Here is a 20621-nt window from a genome sequence, read left to right on the forward strand (position 1 = left end):
TCGCTAGTGGGTATGGTGGTTCGAGTTTCCGCCAGCATCCATGATGGTGCCCGTGGCAGAGACATTGCCGTCGATCTGCATGTTGCCCTGGATCTGGGCACCAGCCCCACCGGACACTGCCAGGCCACCTTGCCCCGTCAGCTTACCCTTCACCAGCAAGTTGCCTGTCAACTCCGCGTCTGGCGCATCGAGCAGGACTTTGGTTCCAGATTTGAGAACAATTTCCGCGCTCGCTTCCACTTCGACGCGTCGAACGCCCGTGACCGTCAAAATGCCGGTGGCTCGGTCGTACTCGAGCAGAGCGCCGTCCTTGAACCGGATGGCAAACTTGTTCGGGTCCGTAACCGGGGGCGTGTCGGCTGAAGAATAGATCGCGCCGAGAATGACGCCATCCTCGCCACGTGCGTCCAGCAACACGGCCACCTGTTCGCCGATATCGTAGGTCCAGCAGGCTTGATCATCCTGCGTTTTCGGATAGGCGATCGGCAACCACATGGTGCGCATGTTATCGAGATCGGGCAGGCGCACCCGCGCGAAGCCCGGACGGGACGCGCTCACTGTGCCGAACTTCAGCGTGGCGCCGAATTCTTCCGTGGTTTCTGTCATTTCTTCTTGGTCACGGTACTCGTACCCACCACGCCCACCTGACCGTCTGTCGTGGTCCCGTACACCTTGAGGGCCTTGCCGGAAGTCGTCTTACCTGTACTGCTTCCCGTACCAACCTTGATTGGCAGCGCCACGCGCTTGATCTCCAACTCGGTGGTATAGCCGGCCCCTCGTTCAAGCCGGTGATGAGCCGACTCGACAAGGTATTTCCCTGAGAGCTTGCCGCAGTTCGCAAGCTCGACTGTCGTGCCGGCGACAAGTTTTGGATTGCCATGCAGCGTGATGTTGCCTGCGGTTTGCTGGAGGTTTGCCGCGTCAAGAGCAGCTTGCGTCTTCGTCTGGAGGGCAGCCTTGGACCCTCGCGCGCTGAATTTCAGCGTATCGCCACTCGCAGATTGGCCGGAACGCTTTTTCGTGCTCACCGTAGTCTGGCCAACCTCCGCGACGTTATCTCCCTTCACACCGTAGACCACCAGCCTCTTCGTCTTCGGATCGTGATACTTGCCCTTAGCGGCCTGGTAGACCTCCTTGATCTTGTCGCGCAGCCGAATGGACTGTAGGTCGCCCTTGGTGATGGTCAGGACAGCGTTCGTCTCACGCAGGTCCGCCAATTCGGTGAAAACCAGCTTGGTGCTGACGATCTTGAAGGCATACCCGAACTCGCGTGCCAGGCGCGTGAGGAATTCCACGTCCCGTTCCTGATACTGCGTGACCCGATCAATTCGGATGTCCCGGATCTTCCCTACGAGGGTGAGCTTGTTGCGCTTGGCGATGCGTTGCGCGATCGCAGCCAGCGTAGTGCCTTCATATGCTCGCCCGGCACGAGTGCGGACAGACTTCTTTACCCCGGTGGCCAACGCCCGAATTGTTACTGTCGCCGGCGGATGACCAAACTCGATTTCATCGATCTCAAACGTCCCACAGGGCAGCAGCGGCTCGTCGCTGTACCCAATTTTGAGCGATAGCGCGTCGCCTTTCCCTGGGTACCACTGCTCGATCCATCGGCCGTCAGCATCCTCCAGTTCGACCGACAACTCGTCGGACTGACCGTCCAGGTAATCCGTGCACGTGACAGAACGGACATACGGCGTGATGTCGTTGGTGATGTTCTTCTGTTCGTAGGTGAGCACAAAGACCGGGTGTGGCACCTTGGCCGTGGTCGTGGCCGACTGATCGTTCATCGCATCCACGGCGGGAGATCCTCTGACAAATCTGTTTGTTCAATCACAGGGATGGAGAGCCGCAGACCACTCGACAGCGTCGGTGTCAGCGGAACGTGCGGGTTGGCCGCCACGATCGCTTCATAGGCAAGTGGATCGCCGTAGTAGCGGTAGGCAAGTTGGTCCCAGCGCTCGCCTTCGGTGGTGATGTGGGTCAGGTACATCAGATGACCCTCGCGATGACCTTGGCTGCCAGCTGACTCATGCTCGGTGCCGCAGACTGGAGGGCGCTCGTCGCTGTCGACAGTTGCCCGCTCAGATAGTCAATTCGACCGCCAATAGTTGTGGCGCTGACCGAACTCAGAGCCCCCTGTGCGCTGCGGACTGCACTCAGCGCGTTATCGCTGGCGCGCAGCATGTTGGAGACGTCGGGAAGCTGGCCGGACAATCCACTTAACGTGGGAGAGAGCTTCTCCAATGGACCGGCAACCTGCTTAACGCTTGTCAAAAGGCCGGGCACGCGCCCCAACGCGGCAAGCGGGTTATCCGCCAACTTCTGTGCAAGTCGAGCGCCATCGACTGCAACGCGCAGCGCGGATTGCGCCTGGTTGGCGTAGGTTACGGCCTGACGCACGCCTTCGCGTACCGTGGCCGCAACGCTTTTCAGTTCGTTGGCTGCCGCATCGTCAACTGGCAGCGCCTTGGCGTTGGCCGGCGCAGGATTCGGCTGGACTGCGGGGGGCTTAAGTGGGTTTTTTTTGTCACCGACAAACTCGCGCAGGGTAATACCGGCCTCGAGCGCGACCAGCGTGCCCGATTTGTCCGTGTGCTTGCTGGTCGCCTGCACGCTGGTCAGTACGAACCATCCTTTGTAATCTCCGTTGCCCAGCACCAGAGCCATGGCTTGATGTGCACCGAGTGCCTTTGTGAGCTTCACGAGCTCGGCTTCCGGATCACAGTAATACTGATGAAAGGCGAGTTGGATCCGGACCTCGTCGAGCTTGTCGCCAATGAACTGCAGGCGCGGCTTGCCTTCAATCAGCGGGTGTTCGGCGAAATCGGCGCCGAACTCCGATTCGAATCCGTCAAAATATGTGATCAGGTCGAACTGGACATCCCCCAGGAGTGCGAACATCAGTAGGCCCTCCGCGCCTGTTGGGCGGTCACGCGTTTGATCATCTGTTCCAGCTCGCGCAGCGAAAGGTTGAGCGCGTCTGTGACCTGGCCCTTAACCGCTTCCGGCGAGCCACCCTGGACATGGATCGTTGGACTGAATTGAACTGTCATCCCCGAAGTACCGGCGCTGGCGCTCGATGAACCGAGGCGACCGGCGGCGATGTGTTGGGTCGCGGCGGCCGCCGCCGTATCCGACGCCATGCCGGCAGCCGCCCTTGAGGCGAGCCCCGCCGATCGGCCGATGCCCAGAGCAGCGCCTTGTGCAATGTTGTCGCCGAAGCCCATGAACACGCGGGACGGTGATCTGATGCCCAGCGTATTGGCAAACCAGCCTTTGATGTCCGAGCCGAACGAGACGATGCTGTCGCGCGCGGCCGAAATCTTGGACGTCACGCCGCTGACAAGCCCGTTGATCAGATCCGCTCCCGCAGAGAAGAACCGATCTTTCAGGCCCTTGAGCCAGTTCCAGCCGACCAGAATCGCTGATTTGACCTTGTCCCAGTTTTTCCACACCAGATAGGCGGCAACGCCGATGGCAGTAACTGCCAAGCCCAGCGGATTCATCAGCATGGCGCGGCCCAGCCAGAGCACCGCCTGACCAGCCAAACGTAAGCCGGGCAGCAGATTCCCCACCAGCAGCCGCCCTAGAAACAGGCTGCCGCGAGCGGCAAGCATCAACGGTCCACCGAAGGTCATCAGCAGGCCTTGACCGAAGGGTAACAAAAAGCGCCCAAGGAGCAACGTCGCTCGACCGAGCGATAGCATCCAGCCGCCGAGGCGGCCGAAAACGCTCGCCAGCTTGGTCGCCGTCTGCGTGCTCGCGCCAAACAATTGGAATACCGTGGCGAGACGCGAAGATCCTCCGAGCAGCAACGCACGCATCAATGTCCATTTTGAGGACACCGTCGTGAATGCCGTGCCGAGAAGGTTCAGAGGCGATTTAACAAAGAAATTCAATCCCCAACCCAAGGCTAGGGTGGCGACCTTCAGGCCAACGATGCTGACGGCGAAGCCAGCGACCGCGCGGATGACACCAGGGTGTGCAGCAGCGAACTGGCCAATCTTGTCGATCATTGGCGTGAGCGTGCCGAGCAGCTTGGTCAGGGAGGGCATCAGCGTACTGCCCACAGTAATGCCGACGTCGGCCACTCGCGTCTTGAAACGCTCCCACGCCTTGGTGGCGAGCTCGGCGCGCTTGCGATAGTCCTCATCGATGGTGCCCATTGCTTCTTGGCTACCCATCTTCTTTTTGTTGTCCTGGTACTTGTCCCACCCCTGGCGCATGGCCAGCAAATGGTTGATGGTCTGGATGTCCTGGAACACCTCGTTCAGGCCAAAGCTTTCCATCAAACGACGTTGAGCCTCTTCGTCTCCCTTGGCGCCCGCGTCCTTCCATTGCTTCATGAACCCGTCACCTCGTGACGAGATGAACTTCTGGGCGATTTGCAGAGACGCTTCGTAGCTGGAGTAGCCATCGGAGACGAGGTTTTGCATCGACTTCTGATAGTCCACGCCGGCTTTTGAATAGGCGTCTATGGTGTGCTTGGCGTTCATGTGCGAGAGCCAGTTGCGCAGGTTGGTCACGGCTTCGTCACCGGAACCTGCGCCTTCACGACCGACCTCGAGACTGGCGATAATCTGGGTGAGTGCGTCCTGCCCCTTGATGCCCTTTGATGCGAAGGCCGCTGTCATCTCCGGCAGCGCCTTGGCCATATCCTTGAGCTCGAATCGACCGAGCTTGCCGCCGAAGGCAGCGCGGTTGAATGCTTCCTTGAGGGCGGTGTCGCCCTTGATACCGAGCGTCTCCGACAGCGAATACACCATGCCGGCAAGGTCTTTCATGTCCGCGTTGGTGGCGGTGGCCACCTTGCCCAGAAGGCCCGAATACTCTCCTGCCTTATTGGCATCCATGCCCGCCGCAACGAGGGTGCCAACGCCCTCAAGAATCGCAGCATGTCCCTGACTGGTTGACAGCGCAGCCTGGCGGACGGCTTCGCCCACCTTGAATTCCTCCTGTTTGGTCAGGTTCCCGGTGATGGCGATGTCACGCAGCCCAGCCTCGAAGGTCGCGGCTTGCTTGACCGCTCCGATGAGAGGTGCGGCCGTCGCTTTGGCAGTAAGGTAAGTTCCAACCATCTCGCCACCGAGACCCATACGCTGCTTGTGAAGCGCTTCGCCGCGTGCCAGTTGCCCTGCCAGAGCGGCCTGCTTGGTCGTCAACGCGTCCATCGTCGTGCCGAGCCGCTCATATTGGTGGCGCAACTCGCCGACATTGCGCATCGGGTGCGCCATCGCGCGCGACATCACCTCGCCAAGCCGGGCATGCTTGACCTGCAGGTCATCGGCCACTCTGCCAAGGTTCGACATGGTCGTCTTGGCGCCGGCGAGCGCGGTGCCGAAGCTGGCCAGCATCGTCGCGCCGATCTTGACACCAACGTAAAACTCACTTGCCATGTGGATACCTCGGAATTAGGATGCGGCTATGGACATCGAAACCCTCGCCAAAACCATCGCCTACGTTGTGATTGCCACGCTTTCAGTGGCGCTTGGCGTGTGGCTGCTCATCGAGCTGCCCCTGTGGGCCGCGCCGTTGATGTTCGGCGTCGCCGTGTTTTTTGGGTTGGTTTTCCTGGGGCCGGTTATCGCCGTTGCGGCATTCTGTGTCGCGGCCCTCATCAAAGCAGCCGCGTGGCTGGTTAGCCATCGCCGTGCTCGCGCTTGATTTGCTGGCTGGCGTCGGTAATCCAGTCACAGAATTCATCGACGCTCAGCTGGTCAATCTCACTCGGCTGCATCCGGAACCACCTCGCTAGCAGGCTTTGCCCCGACCGCAGGTTTTCCGGTGATACCCACAAACTCCAGAAATCGGGCCTTCACCGCTTGGTAGTCGGCGGCGTCCATCTCGTCCAGATCCTCCGGCACGAGATTGCACATACGTGCGACGCCGTTCAGTTCGAGCGACACCTCGCTCCCGCCGCTTTGCTCGCCGATGGCCTTCAGATCCTTGACTTTGAGTCGGCGGACGGTGACGGCGCTCAATTTCTGACCGGCTGCCGTCGTGAACGGGTACTGAAGTTGGATCTCCATGAGATTTCCTTTGCGTGTGGTGAATGAACGAACTACACGAAGGATTCTCAGTCGGCCCAAGATTCCAGTCAGTTAATCTGCTTTACCAAATGAAAAGGCCCACCGAAGTGGGCCGTGAGGAAAAGCGCCAGATTGCGCAATTTCGCAAACTGCTCAGTCCGAATGGCGCGGGTCAGGTGCCGGTATTGCTACGGTAGTCGGCCAGCATGTCTTCCCCGTTGACGCGGAAGATGTTGGCCATGTAGTCCAGCTCGAGCACCTCCTCGCCGTCGATGACCTGCTTGATGTAGGTCGCACCGAACGCCGAACTGAATTCCGCGTTCTCGTGCTGCTTGAAGGTGCCCAGCGGATTCTTCTTGAACATGACCGTCAGGAACGTCACCAGGCTGACCTCCTGGATGCGCCCTTGCGCGCCGTAAGTCTCGATGCTGGAGCGGCACTGAAGGGACACAGCCTTGAAGGGGTTGGCCACCGTCTTGGCCACGTCCTTGTACAGCGAGTTCCACTTCACTTCACCCTCGAGCTTGTCGAAGCCGGCCGGCAACTCGATCTTGCCCACCATGCCAAGCGCCTTGTGTTCCTGCATGATGGCCGAAATGTCGGGCAGCTTGATCTCTTCTGCGCGGCCGAGCAGCGAGTTCCCGTCAACGTAGATGTTGGCGTTCGTGATGCGGTTGATTTCGATCTTGCCGGCCATGATCAGTTACCTCCCTTCAGGGTCAGCAGGTATTCCGAGGTGATCTCGGTCTCAAACGTGAGGCGCTCGAGCGGCGGCGGCACCGTGTATTTGTAGTTGATGAGCAGGTGCCCGTTGGCCAGCTCGGTTTCTTCGTTGCGGGCCGGGTCGAACCAGGCTTTGAAGCCGAGCAACGCACCGTCGCCGATGAGCTTGCGGCCGTACCCGTTCACCGACTCGACCAGGGCATCAATCAGGGCCTGATTGATCGGCATATCGATGTACTGCTGGCTGAAGTACCGCAGCGATTCGTTGATCACATCACCCGTGCGCCGGACGTTCTCGAAGTTGCGCATGTGTGTGACGGTCGGCCAGGCGGCGGTACGGTTCCCCCAGAGGCGGAAGCCCGAACCATAGCTCGAGAAGATGGTGGTGATCCCTTGCTCGTTGAGCAGATTCACCTCGGACTGCGGGTCGTCGATCATTGCCGAAAGCTGACGCTCCACGCCCGTCACGCCTGCAATTTCTTGGTTGGAGCTCGACCACCAGAAGCCCTTTTCCAGGTCGATCTTTGCACGCAGCCCTGCCGCTCGGGCGGACAGCGGCTCGAGGCGTTCCGCGTTCGTCGCGGCGTCGTACACCTTGACGTGCGGGTAGCAAATGCGCACCCGGTCGCTCGAGGTGTTGAAGTTGATGGCACCCATCGGGCCGCGACCAGCGATCGCTTGCGCATAGGTGGTACCGATCGGCGCATCGATATAGGCCACTGCGTCCAACTGGTCGGCCATCGCGATCAGTTCAGTGGCAACCGAATTCTGCGTGCAGAACGCCGGCGAGATCAGGATCTTGGCGAAGAAGCCGAACAGGTTATACGTGTCCTTAAGCGCCTTGATACCCGTGCGCACGCCAGCGGCATTGACAGCGCCGATGATATCGGCAGCCGTGACCTTGGTTGGGTCGGCGTAATCGTAGCTGGCCTTCAGGCTGGCGCCTGCAGCAATGCCGCCTCCCTTGATGCGGGTCAGCATCCCCGTCAGCGTGTCGACCGAATAGTCGGTGTCCAGAACGTGGGTTGTGTTTCCGTCGTTGCTTTTGATGACGAGCGCTGCGACGGCACCGTGAGCCAGGCTCACCCGATCCGTGGACAGGTCGAAAGCGATCGCTTCGGCGGCTACAGCCGTTTTATGAATCGACGGATCCAGCACGTTGATGACGATGACGGTGCCCGCGCCATGATCGTAGATCGCATCGAGCGCCTGCGGAATGGTGAAGCCAGCAAGCTGCGAACCAAACGCGGCCGCGTCCTTTTCCGACAGCGACAGCGTGACCACGTTGACCGGGCCGACCGGCGCGGTACCGATTAGGCCGATCACCGCAGATTTGACGGTACGGACCGGACGCGGCCCTTTCTCGATCTCGATGGTTTCCACACCATGCAAGTAGTTTGCTGCCATCGCTTACTCTCCTTTCGCGGCGGATTCATCCGCGCTGACATTCGCACGCGTTGCGGCCTTACTGCCCTGTTTGACGGGGGTCAAGTGCCCCAAGGCCAACAGAGTCCGCGTGTACTCGTGGGTTTCGGGCAAGTCGACTTCCTCGCCGGCGTGAAGCATCACCTCTTGGTGTTCTGCGCCATTTTGCAGCGTCACACCGCTCGTCGGCCCGCTGTAGCGGTATTTCATGAGTCCTCCTCATAGGTCACCTCAGTCAGAGGTGTCTCAGTGTTGATATCAGCGTCCTCGACCAGCATGGCTTCGGAGGCTACGTCCACGGCGTACTGCCACAAGCCTGCCGTCTCTCCCAGGAACTTCTCCGACACCGCCCAGACTTTGCGGCAATCAGGCGGACGGAACCCCACCAACGCTGCGCGCACGAGATCCACCACGTCAACGGCGCCGCCCTTGCCGTTGAGCTGACGCAAGATCACCGTGACCGACAGCTTCACGGTGCGCGGCTGTGCGATGTAGCTAACGTCGACCGTCTTGTCGAACTGACTGCCGAGGTAACTCACCAGCAGCGCGCCTTTGGGATGGTTCAGTCGATAGTCCTGCGGTCGATCCGGGAAGTACTCGGCCGTTAAATGGGGGAGCTTCACCGCCAGGCGCTGCACGACCGCGTCGATGATCTGCAGGGTTGTGGCCATCAGTAGCGATCCAAAATGTCGGAGCTGAAGCGGCGAGGTTTTGCCCGCGTTTTCATCTCGCCAGGTTCCGCCGCCGCTTCGCCGGTGGGAAGACCTATGGTGAGTTTGGCGTCGCGGATGGCCTCAAGCATCTGCAGGACTGATTTGTAAGTGCGCGTGACCGCATCGGGCAGGTCAGCGCCTTCGGGGCGCCGCGCGTACAACCAGTGACGGGCCAAATTGACGGTCATATCCTTCACAACAGACGGAACCGGTGCATCTGGCCCACCGAGCGGCAGGTTGTAGCGCCCGCGCAAATGGGCATCGACCAGCTCCTCGGCCTGCCGTACCGCTTCCTCGACCACCACCGAATTCAGGGTGGTGGCCGATTCATCGTCGTTCGAAAGCCAGATCAGCGTCTGCAGCGGAACCGCCAACTGGAGATCGGCAAGCGAGCAATAGCGCATGGACGCCTCAGAACGTTGCCGGACGGGCCACCGCACGTGCCAAGGCCATGAAGCCCTGTTGCAGGTGGTCCTGTCCGATCGTGAGCCAGCGGTCGGTCTCGTAAGCTTCGTCGCTGACCGCCACCAACGTCTGATCGCCCACCTGCACCGGCTCGCCGTCGATCTTGAAGGCCGGCAGTCGACCACGTAGCGTTTCGACGAGCGCGCCCACCTCGATCGCCTTGGTCTTCACCTCGTTCATCAGGGCAATTTCGTCTTCCGTCAGATCCCGATAGCCGGTAATTCGCTTGTGCTGGTTCTCCATGCTCAGATGCTCCGCACGATGCGAATGAGGTCGCCAGCGGCGGCCGCACTGTCCCAGGCATAGCCGTTGGCAGTGCCGGCGGCTTTCGTGATTGCTCGGCCGCTTGCGTCGGACTCGACCTCCGCGCCTACGGCGATCGCGCCGCCCGCCTCAACGAGGATTGCGCCGAGGATGTTGGCCGGCGCCACGCCACCTGCCTCGGTGTCAGCCTCGACGACACCCAGCGCCTTGGCCCCGGCCGTGCACACATTGCCATCGAAGGCAACAAAACGGCGACGAGTCAGATCCGTCGCGGCGATGACCGAAGTGGTCAGTACAACTTGCTGCGTTTTCATTGCTTACCTCCGGTCGACGAACTGTCCTTCTTGGCCGCCTCGGTCGAGGCCTTGTCGGCAGCGGCTTTTTCATCTGCAACAATCTTTGCTGCCGCTTTCTCCGCCTCGGTTTTCTCGGCTGCCGCTTTTTCCGCGTTAGCCTTTTCAGCGGCAGCCTTTTCGGTCGCAGATTTCTTTGCTGCATCGCCCTGGCTCACAACCGGCTCAAGAAAGCGGCGCAGCTTGGTAGCCTGCGCGGCGGTGAGCTCAATCGTGCTGCCCTCGGGAAGCGTTCGCCGTCGTGCTCCAGATCGATACCACGCACGCGATAGGTTTGGATGTTCATCGTTGGCCTCACGCGTTGGTGTCTGCGATCAGATAGCCGGCGTCGGCGCCGACCACCACGGGTTTGTAGACGTCGGTGTGGCGCACGAAGCGCACCTTGCCGCCCTCGGCGTCGTACTTGTCCGTCTCCGGCATCCCTTTCTTGCGCAGCGTGTAGCCGAAGGACGGCTCTTCATAGTCGGCGACACGGTCGGCGCTCGGCTTGGCGACGTAGGCGAGGATCATGTTGTCGCGCCACACATCACCCGCTGCAACGTCGCCGGCGAGCGCTTCACCGATGAAGATGTCGTTAATGCCGAAGAGCATTCGCAGATGCTCCAGCGCGACGAGCTTGCGTTCATTGCTGCCCAGCGCGGCCTGCAGCTTCGTGTGGAACTTCAGCGATTGATAGACCGAGGCCCCCATCACGATCGTGTTGGGACGAATGCCGATACGGCTGCGCACAACTTCCTTGCCGGTTTCAACGGCGGCCACAGGATCCCCGCCGTTGTTGCTCCACTGGCTTGCACCAGACAGTGCCACCTTGCCGCCGGCCAGATACGTGCTGGCGTTCTGTGCCAGCGCAGCGCAGGCCCACTCGCAACGAAGATCAATCGCATCTTTGACGCGCTTGGCAGCACGCGCTTCGGCATCGAACATCGATTCCTGCTGCTCGCGGTAATCGACCGGATAGGCCAGATCGTGTTCGCGTAGCACGACATCGAGCGAATCGATATCGTCGGGCGTCATCACGTTGGACTTGGCGCGGATTGCGCGCTCGGTGTCCCACAGACGGAAAGCCTCTTTACCGAACAGCGGCACAATCGCCCCTTCTTTGTTCGACGGTGCGATCGGGAACAGTGCTTCACCGATGTACTGCGCGTTGCGATAGCCGCGCGCGATGTTGGTCAAAACCGGGTCGACTACCCGGAGCTGACGGAGACGGTCAACCATGTTGGCTCCTTAGTTTGTGATGAGCTGGCGCGCGGCCTGCTCGTAGGGGATTCCCTTCTCAGCCGCCAGCTGTGTGGCGCGCACATGCAGGGTGAGGCGCTCGGGGTCGGTAGACTTCTCGGCGAATTCGGCCACGTTGACGTTGCCGCCGGAACCCGACTTGTCTTTGGTGGCAGATTCAGCGAACTCGACGACTTTGGGCAGTTCACTCAGGAAGCCCTTGAGCGCGCTCACCAGAGGCTGTTTGTCGTCGCCGTCACCGAACTCGACCGACTTACCATCGGCGCCCGGCGTTGCAACTACGTCCAGCGCTGACACAACAGCATCCTTGTGCTTGGGGGCCAGCAGGCCTTTCGCTACAAGGCCCTCCGCAAACTCTGCGTTCTCACGGTGGCGCTTATCAGCCAGCGCCAGCTTGTCCTTTGCGTCACGCTCGGCAAGCTGCCGCTTGAGCGTCGCGTTCTCGGCCTCGAGCCGGGCTTGATCTTCAGGTGTCACGGATTCATTCTCCTTTTCGGAAACGGCGGTAGACGCGACCGCAGGCGCATTGGGAACGGGATCTGCAAACGCAGGGGTGGACGTGCTTTGGCTCAACGCAGGCAGAGCAGCGGATTCTTGAAGCGAGTCCACGTTCCAGCCCGGCAACGCCCGATCGGCATCTTCCTGGCCGAACTTACCGATGAACCAGTCGCGCAAGCTGCGCCAGAGACCCGCGTTCGTGCGGTCATCCCAGTCACCGAACTCGACGGTCTCCTGGAAAGCGACACAGCCGTCTTCCGTATCAGCGAAAGACGGGTTGTCCAGCCCCTTCACGCCGGGTGGCTGCGCGCCGAGGAAACCGACGTGGCGGAGATACCAAACGCCGGGCACGGGATTACTCGGTGAGTCGGGGGAATAGAATTTGGACGAAACCTTGCCGTAACGGCGCTGCCCGACCTGCTCAGCGAACGTCGCCTCTACATCGCGTGGCGCGGCGAACAGGCCGCGATCAGTAGCCACGATCGACTGCACCCAGCCATGGGCTGGATCGTCAGTAGTCGGATGCCCGATACCAGCGGGGCTTCGTGCAGGTCGGGGTTGTAGGCGCGGGCCGTCGCGGCGACGTCGGCCTCAGAAAACTCGATGACATCGCCCGCCATGGTCACGTGGCGGCCGGGCCGGAAGATATGGATGAGTTTGGGCGTGTTCATACCGCCATATTCGGCGGCGTCACGGTGACGGTCTTTTAATCGTCTTTACAATTCTGCGACACGAGACGAATTGGGCGGAGAAGATGGGGATGAGTTGTGCGCAGCAAGCCTTTATAAAAGCTTCGGGCGCGGCGCGTGCGTAACCGGGCTATCGTTGCGTGCCCTGTGACACACAAACCCGTCAGCGGGGCTAAACGCCCGCAGCCGTTTTCAGGTGCCGCAGGATTGTTCCGAGAACCGCGTCCGTTGCTTCAGGTTGCAACGTGCCGTCGCTCGTCACCGGCAGGAAAGGTCTGGCCGGGATATCGGATCCGGGATGATTGACGGATGCCACGACGCGACCACCGAAGGCCAGTGCTTTCTTTGCACGCGGACGGATCACATGCGGCGCGGTCTTACCGCCGAGCTGATGGATTCTCGCGTACACCACATTGCTGCCAATCACCGCCGTGTGCGCATTGTGATCGGTGGTGACAGATGCCGCGAGTCGGCCGCTCTTCTGCAGCGTCACGCCGCCCTCCGACTTGGCCCGTTCGCTCGGCGTCCAACGCGGGCGCCCCTCGGACTCGAAATTCTCTTCCACGACGCTCTCAAGCGTCGCGGCGATCTTCCGCATGGCAGGCGTCATGTCCGACGCCGCCGATGCCAGGCGTTTGAGCCCGACCTGAAGCCGGGTGTCATCGACATCGATTCGGACAAATTCACTCATACGGCACCGCCAGTTCCTTTTCGGCCAAGGTGGCCAGATCGCCAACATAGCGTTTGATGTCGGGCACCACGCAGCCGCGCCAGGGTTGTAGCTCCAGCCGACGTCCGGCGAAATGACAATTTTGCGCTTACCGAACGGATCGTCAGGATGCGCAGTGGTGTAGGTCGTGACCTCGCGCATTTCGCCGGTCTTTTCTGAGAGCAGGCGCATTGCGGTTCCCAACCTGCCTTCGACGAATCGACAGTGATTCCGCGCACTTCGATATCGTCGGCCGACAGGGCAACGACACGGCATCGGCATCCCATCCGTTGGGCGGATAGAACGACGACCAAAACGAATCGTCATACCGAAATACCTTGCCATTCAATGCCCGGTGACTGGGACGCGTGCGGCTGTCGAGGATGGCGACGTACTTCCAGTAGGGCCGGTCGTCGACATTCTCAGCTGGCGCTGGAATCGCCCGGCATGTACGCCGTTTGCACGTTTGCACGAAAATCGTTTGCAGCCGCCATGGGCTGCCGAGTTGAACCTGACTCATCTCGCCAGTGTGCTCGTCGACGTGCTCTTTGCGTCCCACCAGCCCTTGGCCTGAAGCACTGGCGTGAGCTGCTGCCCGAACCATGCTGCCGTCTTACCTTCGGCCAGGACTTTCTCCAAGGCGTCGCGGATGTCCTGCAGGATGTCCAGGCGCGTGACTTTGGCAACGGTAAATGCCTGCGCCTGGGCCTCTTGCCATAGCTCTTGCCAGTCCCAATGATTGCAAAGCCTTTGCGCTGAAAGTAGGCAATTGCATCCTGCGGCGGCAGACTCATTGCGTGGGCGAGATTGACATCAGACATGCAGCATCCCCAAACCTTTGCCGTGAAGATGACTCGCGCGAGGCGTTGCTGCAGACCGGCCGCATCCATTGTCGGGTACAGCTCAGCGAGCATACCCAGCAACTCATCCGGTTGCGCGCCTTTCGCAACCGCTTTAAGAGCGGCGCGAGCATCGCCTGGGCATCTGCGCTCATTGCATCAGCGGAGAGCGAATCCAGTGCCAGATCGATGGCATCCTGATCGGGCGCGTCATCGGATTCCGCAAACGCTACCGATTGCGTCGTGGGCGAAGACGTTCTACCAGATCTGCGTCCTGGAGGTCGTAGGCGCGCTTGAAGTAAGCCGGGGTGAGCTTTGCGCCGGCCCGAACCAGCTTCTCGTCGCGCTCTGCCAGCATTTGGTCGACTCTTCTTGCTCCCACAAGGAAAACGCAGGCCGCGCACCATCGTTGAATTCAACTCACACACCCAACGGATCAGGGTGTTCATGGCTTCTTCGACAATGGCTTTGTCACCGTCGCGAATGTCGCGCGTCACCTCAAGACCTGCCTGGGCCGAGGCCGGTTCGCGCTTGCCTCGGTGGTTTGATTCTGGCCCAGCAACGCGATCGACACTTCGGAGCGGCAAAAGTGCAGCAGGCGTTCGTAGACGTCGGCGTTGTTCGCGCCATTGGCCGCTTCCTTGATCTCCACGCTGGAATCATCAGGAATGACAGCGACAGCGTCCTGCACCATGTCCTCGAGGCGATCGAGCAACTGGTTAGTCTCATTATCGGACGCGCTGCGTGGATGTTGCCGATCACCCAGGGAGCGCCGTACTTCTCGGTGAATTGCACCCAGAATTTCAGTCCACCCTTCTTGAACGTGGTCGCCAGAAGCACATGGACAAATCCGCGAAGCCGTAGGGATTGTCGTAGCTCGGATCCTGACGGGCACAAGAACTTGCGCTGCGGCAATTCCTCGCCCTTGATCGGCTTTGCTTGGTGCGCAAGCACAGTTGGTTCCCCTCGTCGTACACAACCAGTCTGCAGGTTTGCCAACAACATCAACGGGCACTAGGTAGCTGCGACCTTGCCCCACATCACTCCATCGGCTGATACCCGTAGAGGACAGCATCCAGCATCTCGGTGATGATGCGAGACAGATCGAATCGGCGAAGATGGACTCGATCGATCTGGCCACGCGACTCTTGGCCTTTGCTCGGTCAAGCCCCACTCAAGTGCTTTCACGGCGGCTTTACGACGGCGAATGCTGCCACCAACGTGTGGATCGGCACGTAGTTCCCGATAGACTTTCAAGTCCTTGCCGAGGGCTTTGAGCACGGGATCCGGGTTCGGCAGGTACATGCCGAGCGCGTAGAAATCGATGCTACTCCACGCGTTGCGATCTGATCGGACATGAGTGCTCGGCTCGGCGAACTGGACAAACTCGGTGGGGCTGACCACATGCCTTGGCTTTCATCAATACCCCTGTGTGATTCTGGCGCCGGTGCGGCGTCGCCGCGATTTCACTGCTACCGGCCCGTGGTTGATCTCGCGACTGGCGAAGTAGGCGAGCGCGACTGCCACGGCTGCGTCGCCGTGACGCTTCCCCTTATCCTCACCGGTCGTGCGAGTCTCTGGAATGCGCGGCACCCCTTGATGACCTGCACGGCTCGCAGATCCGCCAGGATGTCGGCGTCGCGCGGCAGACCATCGAGCGTGCATCTTCCAGCGCCGCTTTAACCGGTGGCATATGCTCGCGATACCACCTTCTGAGAGCATCACCTGCTGGATCCGGCTCGCGCCGTAGCGTTGCATGGCAACCTCGGCCAGGTACTGGCCATTGCCGCGCGCATCGAACGCGCCGCCCGTGAAGCGAGGCAGGCGGTCGAGTAAGTAAAGGCGATCTGCTCTTGCTGGCGAAACGGCACGTTGCGCAGCTCCACTATGAAGGGCACACGTCGTACAGGTTCTGCGCCTGAATGAGCGGAACGTGCACGGTCAGGTCGCCCGTGCGCCCGAAGTCCTCGCCGTTGAATGAGATGGCATCGGGCGCAGTGCTGCCAGTAGTGGGGCCATGTGCGCCTCTTGCCAGTCGCGGCATTCTGCGGCGCGGATGTGGTCCGGCAGCACTTCGAAGCCGATCGGCACTTCCAGCGCAGCACGGGCGTATCCGCAGACATGCGCGATTCGATCAACGCCCGAGACAACCAGGCGCCGCCTGAGTTGGCGGGCACGCAGTCCAGTTCCTCCTGTGCGCCGTCGCCATAGAACGCGTAGACGTCAGCATCCATGCCGCCTCATCCGACGCGGACCACTCTTTGCCCAGGCGCAGGCAGACGCGCCGGTACAGGCATCGGCCACGGCATCCTGGAACGTGATGCGATGTACCGTGCCTTTACGCTTCTTCGCCCGAATATCTTCACGAGCTCATTGAAGGCGTTATCAGTGCCGTTGTGCGTCGAGATAACGCGGACCCGACCGCCCCAGATCAACATGGCCAGCGCCGCTTTAAGCAACTCGCTCAGCTGGTCGTGGAAGGCAGCCTCGTCGATCACGATCGTGCCTTGGCGACCGCGCAGGTTGGACGGCCGGCTGGTCAGCGCCACAATCCGGAACCTGACGCAGGAAAGCGGATCGTGAACGTCTTGATGTTCTTGTCCGCGTCGTCGTCTTCCCAGAAACCCTCTTCAATTTCGGACGCCGCGTGGTGAAACGCTCGAGCCCACATCGCACAGGCCTGGATGTACTCGATGGTCATGTCCTGGTTGTACGCGATGTAATACACGTTCTGACCACCGGCCGAGCGATTGGCCGCCGCCGTCAGAACGTTGTCGCAGCTTCGCCCCAGGTGAGGCCCGTGCGGCGGCTCTTCTCGATCACCTTCAGCGGGGATTTGTCCGCGACCCAGCTTTGCTGATAGGCCATCAGCACCGGTGGCGCGTCGACGGTCGCCGTGTTGGGAAGGCGGGCGGGAATGGGGCTCATCCGGCGATCCCCAGAATCTCGCGGCGCAATGCATCAACGGACTCCGCCGACAGGCCGCCTTTCTTAGCAATCTTCTCAACGTTCGCGGCGGCGGCCTCGGCACGCGCCTGGATCTCAAGCCGGAATTTCTTCTGGTTCACGGACGCCCGCGCAAGCGTCGCAATGTTCTTCGCTGCACTGGACAACAGGCCGATCCGCTCAGCCGGATCTATATCGTCTTCTCCGGCCTCCTGCAGATTCACGATGCTCTCGAACAACTCCGTTTGCACCAGCCGATGACGGCCTCGGAACGGCGTCCTGATCGTCGGCCGCGCCCTCTGTGAGAAACCGCGCCGCTTCCGTACTGGCCTTGATGGCCGCAAAGCGCCGTTCGATCTTCTGGCCATGGCGATGAATCGCCGACTTGCTGATCTGGTAACCCTTCGTGCGCAGGATCTCTTCCAGCGCCTGATAGCCGCTGAAGTTGCTTTCTGCGAGGGCGCGCTCCAGCCAACGCCGCACGTCGTCCGGCAGGCCGTCGATGCTCGAGCGGCGCACCATTATTCGCTCCATACTTTTCCGGCCGTGCGATACCCGGCGCACAGTCGATCGTGTACTCAGCGATGTCTACGCCGTAACGCGTCAGGTCGGCGAACCACGCACCCGACGGCGACTTGTTCAAATCGACGAGGCGACGATCAGCGAGGTAGTCGAGCTCACGCCGGACTTCGAGCGCCGTCGTATCGGGGTAGATAGCGCGCATGACCTCCAGCAGAACTGCTCGTTGCTGGTGTGCGGACGGGCCTTGTCTAGCGTACTGATGAGATTCCAGCGCATCGACTCACGCCGGATTTTGATGTGGTCAACCATGGTTTGCTCCCTTCATTTGAACGACCTCAAGCTTGTTATAGAGCGCGTCCAGCTTGGCCTCGATCACCGTTTGCCCACGGACGTAATCCTCACGCCGAACGTACTGCAGCGGCAGATCTGCCTGGAAGCGCAGAAAGTCACGCTCCAGGCGCGAAACGGTCTCGGCTTCCTTGCTGATCTGAGAGAGCAGCGTTCTGATCTGCTCCTCCTGTTTCAGGTCACGCTCGGCCTGCCGGCGTTCAATCTGCGAGAGCAGCATCTTGCCCGCCCCGAACATGAAGCCCAGGAACGCCCCGAGCAGCGAAAGCATCTGCCAAAACTCCACCTGTACGGTCATTCGCAGGTTCCCCCGTATTGTTGAAAAATCATCGACGCGTTGTGACCCAGTCGATCAGGTCAATGAACCGCCCGCGCACACGCCATATAGGTCGTACATCGCCTTCAGCGCGAGGGCCACGTCATCGGCAGCATCACTTGCCGGAGCTGGTGGCAGCGGGCAGGCCGTCGAGTACTCCGCCGGAAGCGGCGGCTGCGGCGCGATCACGGGCGGCGTGGATGAGGTACATGCTGTCAGCATCAAAACGGCAACCAGAACGGCTACCGGCAGTCTTGGCGAGCACATCGCGTAGTTCCTTCGTGGATTTCTGGTCCTGGGCGTTACGCAACGCGAGTGCATTGCGCATGTCACGGCTGGCCGCCTGGCTGTCCTGGATCAGGTGCTGGCTTGCGTCTATCAGGCCCGACAGGTTCTGGATGGTTTTTTCGGCGGTCTGGGCTTGCTGTGCATTCGCTTCGAAGTGGCGTCCGAAGAAGAAGCCACCCACGGCCGCGCACAACATCACACACAGGGCGATCAACGCCACTCGCTCGCGCGTCATGTGCAACTCCCATGGCCCCAGCCAGCCCGGATATAAACCGGCTCAAGCAGTCGCAGAATCCGACGCGGGTACGCACGGTTCTCACGCCAATTGGCTTCGGACCGTCCGGCGTTGACGGTCTCGACGCTGCCAAACCATTGACCCGCGTCCTTGCCAGCCCGTTCGGTGGCAGTTTCATCGCGGATGACCCATCCCAGGCCGCCGTTATAGGCAGACAGCGTTTTGGCCATGCGCTCGCATGGCGTGCCGGCACTTACGCGCTGCCACAGATGATGGTCGTAGGTAACAAGCGCGCGCAGGCTCCAGCCCGGATTGAACGGTTGCCGATCGGCAAGAGCGGGATAAACCTGAGCGATCCACGTCGCAGTCGCCGGCATGAACTGCGCCATGCCCTGCGCGCCGACGTGCGACACGGCGTCGGGACGCCATCCACTTTCCTGATGCAACTGACCGGCGAACGTTGCAACGGGAGCGTCGATGCCCCAGATGGCGCGCGCCGCGCGCGTCAGGTCGGCGCGATACTGCCTTGCCGCGGCAGGAACCTGAGCGGTGGCCGGATGACTGAAAAACCCGCCCCAGTACAGCAGGCCAGCGAAGGCTGCCCACCGAAGGAGTGCGATCCAGAAATTGACGCTTCCTTGCAAGGACTCGCGGTGCTTGGCGGCGCATACGCCGAGCGAGAACAGCGCCACGGCAATCCAGACGATCTGCAGCGTGCTCATATCAGAGCCCCAGAGCGACGCCGATCACCACACCAGCGACGATGGCTGCACGACGCAGCATGGCGGCCGCGAATACGAGCTGATAACCATCGACAACCGGATAGTCAGCCTCGTTCGACGGTTCGTCGGTACCGTGGCGCCAGTCACGCCGCAAGTAGGCGTCCGGTCGCGCATAGGGAAAGAGACCGCGATCCAGCCAGTACGCGACGACTGCGGCCAAACTGATAAGGCTCAGCTTGTACAGCGCGACGGGCAGTTGCTGTGGAGAGACGAGCGCGATCGCGACAACGAGTAGCACGGCAGCGGCGAACCAGCCGAGCATACGGGGAAATCGTTTGGTGAAAGGCATTTGCCCCTCCTGAAATGAATATGCCGCCATGATCGGCGGCATTCCATGAGGGGTCTTTTAATCAGGTTTAGAGAGAGTCGCTAGCGGTGCTACGCCGGAGCATCCGTTCACGAGATAGTCAATGTTTGGAAAACATACATTGAACAGCGCCTAGTGATCAAAGCGCGCCAATAGCGAACATCAGACCTGTCGCCTCACTGGCACTGGCGGTATATGCCAGCCGCCCCACTTGCCGCTCAACTGGTTTGCCTGTCTTTATATTGTCCACCGCGACCTTCGTCATCTCGACAACCTCGGAGCTATTCTCCTTTGCCGAAATAGTGGGGTTGGCTGCTTGTGTCGCAGCCATGAGGACAGCAATGGTCTTCGCCGGATCGGTATTCGCGCCGCCACCTATCAACACCATCAGCTCTCTAAGCGACCCATCAGCTTTGTTGACTGTACCAATGAGGGCAACGCCAGGCCCCAAAGAACGCTTGAACACGTCATTTACATTTCCTGACTCTATGTCGAGCTCCGCCATCTTGTAATCGCTGCTCACCTTGCTCACGATGCGGTTAAATCCCTGCCTGAACTCTTCAGGCGACATTCCTAACGATTTGTCGGGTGTTTGAGGCACATCCTTCGAGGTGGTCACAGCAGAGGGAATTGCCTTGGCATCGGCCACCACATGCTCGGCACTGGCAATCGAGGTCGAATCGGGCGATTTTTCTGGCGCCAGTGCGCCAGCAATCACAAACGCAATGACAGATCCTGCCACGCCACCGACGAGAAAGTGAAGGCGCTTGGGTACTTCACCAGACTTCTTGTCTTTGAATAGAGAAGGTGCAATAACGCCGACGAGGGTTACCACAAGAAACAAGAAACTCAAGACCCCGAACAACCCTGCGAGAAATGACATGAGACGCCCCTTTTTTGTGATCTGGGTTGGAAATTTTTCGTGCTACTT

32 protein-coding genes and 1 pseudogene are annotated in these 20621 nt (G+C 60.5%); 1 reads left to right on the forward strand and 32 read right to left on the reverse strand.

What is annotated here, in order from left to right; translation table 11 throughout:
- Nucleotides 1-3 precede the first annotated feature (3 nt).
- The 5 genes from AT302_RS05570 to AT302_RS05590 are packed head-to-tail and all read right to left on the reverse strand — an operon-like array spanning nt 4 to nt 5396.
- The gene (locus AT302_RS05570; RefSeq protein WP_058377576.1) at nt 4-606 is read right to left on the reverse strand and encodes a phage baseplate assembly protein V; all 603 of its coding nucleotides are present in this window, start codon (nt 604-606) and stop codon (nt 4-6) included.
- Complete coding sequence (locus AT302_RS05575) at nt 603-1787, reverse strand: phage late control D family protein (RefSeq protein ID WP_237172158.1); 1185 nt, start codon at nt 1785-1787, stop codon at nt 603-605. Before AT302_RS05575 ends, AT302_RS05570 begins: the two co-directional genes overlap by 4 nt.
- A complete protein-coding gene (locus AT302_RS05580; protein WP_058377578.1) occupies nt 1784-1990 on the reverse strand; it encodes a tail protein X in 207 nt (68 codons plus the stop codon). Before AT302_RS05580 ends, AT302_RS05575 begins: the two co-directional genes overlap by 4 nt.
- A complete protein-coding gene (locus AT302_RS05585; protein WP_058377579.1) occupies nt 1990-2901 on the reverse strand; it encodes a phage tail protein in 912 nt (303 codons plus the stop codon). The genes AT302_RS05580 and AT302_RS05585 overlap by 1 nt, the downstream gene beginning before the upstream one ends.
- Nucleotides 2901-5396, reverse strand: coding sequence for a phage tail tape measure protein (locus AT302_RS05590; protein ID WP_058377580.1), 2496 nt, complete (start codon nt 5394-5396; stop codon nt 2901-2903). Before AT302_RS05590 ends, AT302_RS05585 begins: the two co-directional genes overlap by 1 nt.
- A gap of 28 nt (nt 5397-5424) precedes the next feature.
- Between AT302_RS05590 and AT302_RS05595 the strand changes: the two genes are divergently transcribed.
- On the forward strand, nt 5425-5664 hold the full coding sequence (locus tag AT302_RS05595) for a hypothetical protein (RefSeq protein WP_058377581.1): 240 nt from the start codon (nt 5425-5427) through the stop codon (nt 5662-5664).
- A gap of 59 nt (nt 5665-5723) precedes the next feature.
- Here AT302_RS05595 and AT302_RS05600 read toward each other — a convergent pair whose 3' ends face one another.
- The 27 genes and pseudogenes from AT302_RS05600 to AT302_RS05695 form a co-directional block, all read right to left on the reverse strand.
- Nucleotides 5724-6029, reverse strand: coding sequence for a phage tail assembly protein (locus AT302_RS05600; RefSeq protein WP_058377582.1), 306 nt, complete (start codon nt 6027-6029; stop codon nt 5724-5726).
- A gap of 172 nt (nt 6030-6201) precedes the next feature.
- Entirely contained in the window at nt 6202-6726 is a 525-nt protein-coding gene (locus AT302_RS05605) for a phage major tail tube protein (protein WP_058377583.1), read from the reverse strand.
- 2 nt (nt 6727-6728) lie between these two features.
- Nucleotides 6729-8159 carry a phage tail sheath subtilisin-like domain-containing protein gene (locus tag AT302_RS05610; protein WP_058377584.1) on the reverse strand — a complete coding sequence of 477 codons (1431 nt, stop codon included), beginning with the start codon at nt 8157-8159 and terminating at the stop codon, nt 6729-6731.
- A 3-nt stretch (nt 8160-8162) separates the two neighbouring features.
- Complete coding sequence (locus AT302_RS05615) at nt 8163-8387, reverse strand: hypothetical protein (RefSeq protein WP_058377585.1); 225 nt, start codon at nt 8385-8387, stop codon at nt 8163-8165.
- Nucleotides 8384-8848 carry a Gp37 family protein gene (locus tag AT302_RS05620; protein ID WP_058377586.1) on the reverse strand — a complete coding sequence of 155 codons (465 nt, stop codon included), beginning with the start codon at nt 8846-8848 and terminating at the stop codon, nt 8384-8386. The genes AT302_RS05615 and AT302_RS05620 overlap by 4 nt, the downstream gene beginning before the upstream one ends.
- Complete coding sequence (locus tag AT302_RS05625; protein ID WP_058377587.1) at nt 8848-9294, reverse strand: gp436 family protein; 447 nt, start codon at nt 9292-9294, stop codon at nt 8848-8850. The genes AT302_RS05620 and AT302_RS05625 overlap by 1 nt, the downstream gene beginning before the upstream one ends.
- A gap of 7 nt (nt 9295-9301) precedes the next feature.
- Nucleotides 9302-9598, reverse strand: a complete 297-nt coding sequence (locus AT302_RS05630) for an Acb2/Tad1 domain-containing protein (RefSeq protein ID WP_058377588.1) — start codon at nt 9596-9598, stop codon at nt 9302-9304.
- Nucleotides 9599-9600: 2 nt separating this feature from the next.
- The gene (locus AT302_RS05635; RefSeq protein ID WP_058377589.1) at nt 9601-9933 is read right to left on the reverse strand and encodes a DUF2190 family protein; all 333 of its coding nucleotides are present in this window, start codon (nt 9931-9933) and stop codon (nt 9601-9603) included.
- Nucleotides 9930-10130 (reverse strand): hypothetical protein, encoded by a 201-nt coding sequence (locus tag AT302_RS05640; protein ID WP_058377590.1) that lies wholly within the window; start codon nt 10128-10130, stop codon nt 9930-9932. The genes AT302_RS05635 and AT302_RS05640 overlap by 4 nt, the downstream gene beginning before the upstream one ends.
- Nucleotides 10131-10266: 136 nt before the next feature.
- Complete coding sequence (locus AT302_RS05645) at nt 10267-11190, reverse strand: major capsid protein (protein ID WP_058377591.1); 924 nt, start codon at nt 11188-11190, stop codon at nt 10267-10269.
- A 9-nt stretch (nt 11191-11199) separates the two neighbouring features.
- Entirely contained in the window at nt 11200-12189 is a 990-nt protein-coding gene (locus tag AT302_RS05650; RefSeq protein ID WP_218918985.1) for a peptidase, read from the reverse strand.
- Nucleotides 12147-12380: a hypothetical protein gene (locus AT302_RS27950; protein WP_218918986.1), complete on the reverse strand. Its 234-nt coding sequence runs from the start codon at nt 12378-12380 to the stop codon at nt 12147-12149. Before AT302_RS27950 ends, AT302_RS05650 begins: the two co-directional genes overlap by 43 nt.
- A gap of 190 nt (nt 12381-12570) precedes the next feature.
- Nucleotides 12571-13299 (reverse strand): phage virion morphogenesis protein, encoded by a 729-nt coding sequence (locus tag AT302_RS05655; protein ID WP_237172072.1) that lies wholly within the window; start codon nt 13297-13299, stop codon nt 12571-12573.
- Nucleotides 13232-13627 carry a phage head morphogenesis protein gene (locus tag AT302_RS28035; protein WP_237172073.1) on the reverse strand — a complete coding sequence of 132 codons (396 nt, stop codon included), beginning with the start codon at nt 13625-13627 and terminating at the stop codon, nt 13232-13234. Before AT302_RS28035 ends, AT302_RS05655 begins: the two co-directional genes overlap by 68 nt.
- Nucleotides 13624-13746 (reverse strand): hypothetical protein, encoded by a 123-nt coding sequence (locus AT302_RS28250; RefSeq protein WP_257786051.1) that lies wholly within the window; start codon nt 13744-13746, stop codon nt 13624-13626. Before AT302_RS28250 ends, AT302_RS28035 begins: the two co-directional genes overlap by 4 nt.
- A gap of 693 nt (nt 13747-14439) precedes the next feature.
- Nucleotides 14440-14661: a phage portal protein family protein gene (locus tag AT302_RS28465; RefSeq protein WP_237172074.1), complete on the reverse strand. Its 222-nt coding sequence runs from the start codon at nt 14659-14661 to the stop codon at nt 14440-14442.
- Between the two features lie 86 nt (nt 14662-14747).
- Nucleotides 14748-14951: pseudogene (locus AT302_RS28470) on the reverse strand (hypothetical protein); the annotation flags it as partial.
- Between the two features lie 1235 nt (nt 14952-16186).
- The gene (locus tag AT302_RS28050; protein WP_237172075.1) at nt 16187-16495 is read right to left on the reverse strand and encodes a hypothetical protein; all 309 of its coding nucleotides are present in this window, start codon (nt 16493-16495) and stop codon (nt 16187-16189) included.
- Nucleotides 16486-16674 carry a hypothetical protein gene (locus AT302_RS28055; RefSeq protein WP_237172076.1) on the reverse strand — a complete coding sequence of 63 codons (189 nt, stop codon included), beginning with the start codon at nt 16672-16674 and terminating at the stop codon, nt 16486-16488. The genes AT302_RS28050 and AT302_RS28055 overlap by 10 nt, the downstream gene beginning before the upstream one ends.
- Nucleotides 16675-16709: 35 nt before the next feature.
- A complete protein-coding gene (locus AT302_RS28060) occupies nt 16710-16874 on the reverse strand; it encodes a hypothetical protein (RefSeq protein WP_237172077.1) in 165 nt (54 codons plus the stop codon).
- The gene (locus AT302_RS28230) at nt 16871-17116 is read right to left on the reverse strand and encodes a phage protein Gp27 family protein (protein WP_250637621.1); all 246 of its coding nucleotides are present in this window, start codon (nt 17114-17116) and stop codon (nt 16871-16873) included. The genes AT302_RS28060 and AT302_RS28230 overlap by 4 nt, the downstream gene beginning before the upstream one ends.
- Nucleotides 17073-17414: a phage protein Gp27 family protein gene (locus AT302_RS28235; protein WP_250637622.1), complete on the reverse strand. Its 342-nt coding sequence runs from the start codon at nt 17412-17414 to the stop codon at nt 17073-17075. The genes AT302_RS28230 and AT302_RS28235 overlap by 44 nt, the downstream gene beginning before the upstream one ends.
- Nucleotides 17415-17715: 301 nt before the next feature.
- Nucleotides 17716-18060, reverse strand: a complete 345-nt coding sequence (locus tag AT302_RS05675) for a hypothetical protein (protein ID WP_058377595.1) — start codon at nt 18058-18060, stop codon at nt 17716-17718.
- 133 nt (nt 18061-18193) lie between these two features.
- Nucleotides 18194-18601 (reverse strand): hypothetical protein, encoded by a 408-nt coding sequence (locus AT302_RS27955; protein WP_218918960.1) that lies wholly within the window; start codon nt 18599-18601, stop codon nt 18194-18196.
- A complete protein-coding gene (locus tag AT302_RS05685) occupies nt 18598-19323 on the reverse strand; it encodes a transglycosylase SLT domain-containing protein (protein WP_058377596.1) in 726 nt (241 codons plus the stop codon). Before AT302_RS05685 ends, AT302_RS27955 begins: the two co-directional genes overlap by 4 nt.
- 1 nt (nt 19324) lies before the next feature.
- Nucleotides 19325-19672, reverse strand: a complete 348-nt coding sequence (locus AT302_RS05690; RefSeq protein WP_058377597.1) for a putative holin — start codon at nt 19670-19672, stop codon at nt 19325-19327.
- A 157-nt stretch (nt 19673-19829) separates the two neighbouring features.
- The gene (locus AT302_RS05695) at nt 19830-20573 is read right to left on the reverse strand and encodes a hypothetical protein (RefSeq protein ID WP_058377598.1); all 744 of its coding nucleotides are present in this window, start codon (nt 20571-20573) and stop codon (nt 19830-19832) included.
- Between the last annotated feature and the right edge of the window lie 48 nt (nt 20574-20621).

The organism is Pandoraea norimbergensis, from assembly GCF_001465545.3.
Classification (GTDB): Bacteria; Pseudomonadota; Gammaproteobacteria; order Burkholderiales; family Burkholderiaceae; genus Pandoraea; species Pandoraea norimbergensis.

Excerpts from the sequence above, each read along its gene's own strand:
- AT302_RS05585 (WP_058377579.1), bottom strand. The coding sequence starts at position 2,901 with ATGTTCGCACTCCTGGGGGATGTCCAGTTCGACCTGATCACATATTTT.
- AT302_RS27955 (WP_218918960.1), bottom strand. The coding sequence starts at position 18,601 with ATGACGCGCGAGCGAGTGGCGTTGATCGCCCTGTGTGTGATGTTGTGC.
- AT302_RS28060 (WP_237172077.1), bottom strand. The coding sequence starts at position 16,874 with ATGAGCCCCATTCCCGCCCGCCTTCCCAACACGGCGACCGTCGACGCG.
- AT302_RS05690 (WP_058377597.1), bottom strand. The coding sequence starts at position 19,672 with ATGCCTTTCACCAAACGATTTCCCCGTATGCTCGGCTGGTTCGCCGCT.
- AT302_RS05570 (WP_058377576.1), bottom strand. The coding sequence starts at position 606 with ATGACAGAAACCACGGAAGAATTCGGCGCCACGCTGAAGTTCGGCACA.
- AT302_RS05685 (WP_058377596.1), bottom strand. The coding sequence starts at position 19,323 with ATGAGCACGCTGCAGATCGTCTGGATTGCCGTGGCGCTGTTCTCGCTC.
- AT302_RS05625 (WP_058377587.1), bottom strand. The coding sequence starts at position 9,294 with ATGCGCTATTGCTCGCTTGCCGATCTCCAGTTGGCGGTTCCGCTGCAG.
- AT302_RS05635 (WP_058377589.1), bottom strand. The coding sequence starts at position 9,933 with ATGAAAACGCAGCAAGTTGTACTGACCACTTCGGTCATCGCCGCGACG.
- AT302_RS05675 (WP_058377595.1), bottom strand. The coding sequence starts at position 18,060 with ATGACCGTACAGGTGGAGTTTTGGCAGATGCTTTCGCTGCTCGGGGCG.
- AT302_RS28235 (WP_250637622.1), bottom strand. The coding sequence starts at position 17,414 with ATGGTGCGCCGCTCGAGCATCGACGGCCTGCCGGACGACGTGCGGCGT.
- AT302_RS05610 (WP_058377584.1), bottom strand. The coding sequence starts at position 8,159 with ATGGCAGCAAACTACTTGCATGGTGTGGAAACCATCGAGATCGAGAAA.
- AT302_RS05620 (WP_058377586.1), bottom strand. The coding sequence starts at position 8,848 with ATGGCCACAACCCTGCAGATCATCGACGCGGTCGTGCAGCGCCTGGCG.
- AT302_RS28035 (WP_237172073.1), bottom strand. The coding sequence starts at position 13,627 with ATGAGTCAGGTTCAACTCGGCAGCCCATGGCGGCTGCAAACGATTTTC.
- AT302_RS05630 (WP_058377588.1), bottom strand. The coding sequence starts at position 9,598 with ATGGAGAACCAGCACAAGCGAATTACCGGCTATCGGGATCTGACGGAA.
- AT302_RS05615 (WP_058377585.1), bottom strand. The coding sequence starts at position 8,387 with ATGAAATACCGCTACAGCGGGCCGACGAGCGGTGTGACGCTGCAAAAT.
- AT302_RS05590 (WP_058377580.1), bottom strand. The coding sequence starts at position 5,396 with ATGGCAAGTGAGTTTTACGTTGGTGTCAAGATCGGCGCGACGATGCTG.
- AT302_RS27950 (WP_218918986.1), bottom strand. The coding sequence starts at position 12,380 with ATGAACACGCCCAAACTCATCCATATCTTCCGGCCCGGCCGCCACGTG.
- AT302_RS05575 (WP_237172158.1), bottom strand. The coding sequence starts at position 1,787 with ATGAACGATCAGTCGGCCACGACCACGGCCAAGGTGCCACACCCGGTC.
- AT302_RS05580 (WP_058377578.1), bottom strand. The coding sequence starts at position 1,990 with ATGTACCTGACCCACATCACCACCGAAGGCGAGCGCTGGGACCAACTT.
- AT302_RS05655 (WP_237172072.1), bottom strand. The coding sequence starts at position 13,299 with ATGCGCCTGCTCTCAGAAAAGACCGGCGAAATGCGCGAGGTCACGACC.
- AT302_RS05605 (WP_058377583.1), bottom strand. The coding sequence starts at position 6,726 with ATGGCCGGCAAGATCGAAATCAACCGCATCACGAACGCCAACATCTAC.
- AT302_RS05645 (WP_058377591.1), bottom strand. The coding sequence starts at position 11,190 with ATGGTTGACCGTCTCCGTCAGCTCCGGGTAGTCGACCCGGTTTTGACC.
- AT302_RS05595 (WP_058377581.1), top strand. The coding sequence starts at position 5,425 with ATGGACATCGAAACCCTCGCCAAAACCATCGCCTACGTTGTGATTGCC.
- AT302_RS05695 (WP_058377598.1), bottom strand. The coding sequence starts at position 20,573 with ATGTCATTTCTCGCAGGGTTGTTCGGGGTCTTGAGTTTCTTGTTTCTT.
- AT302_RS05600 (WP_058377582.1), bottom strand. The coding sequence starts at position 6,029 with ATGGAGATCCAACTTCAGTACCCGTTCACGACGGCAGCCGGTCAGAAA.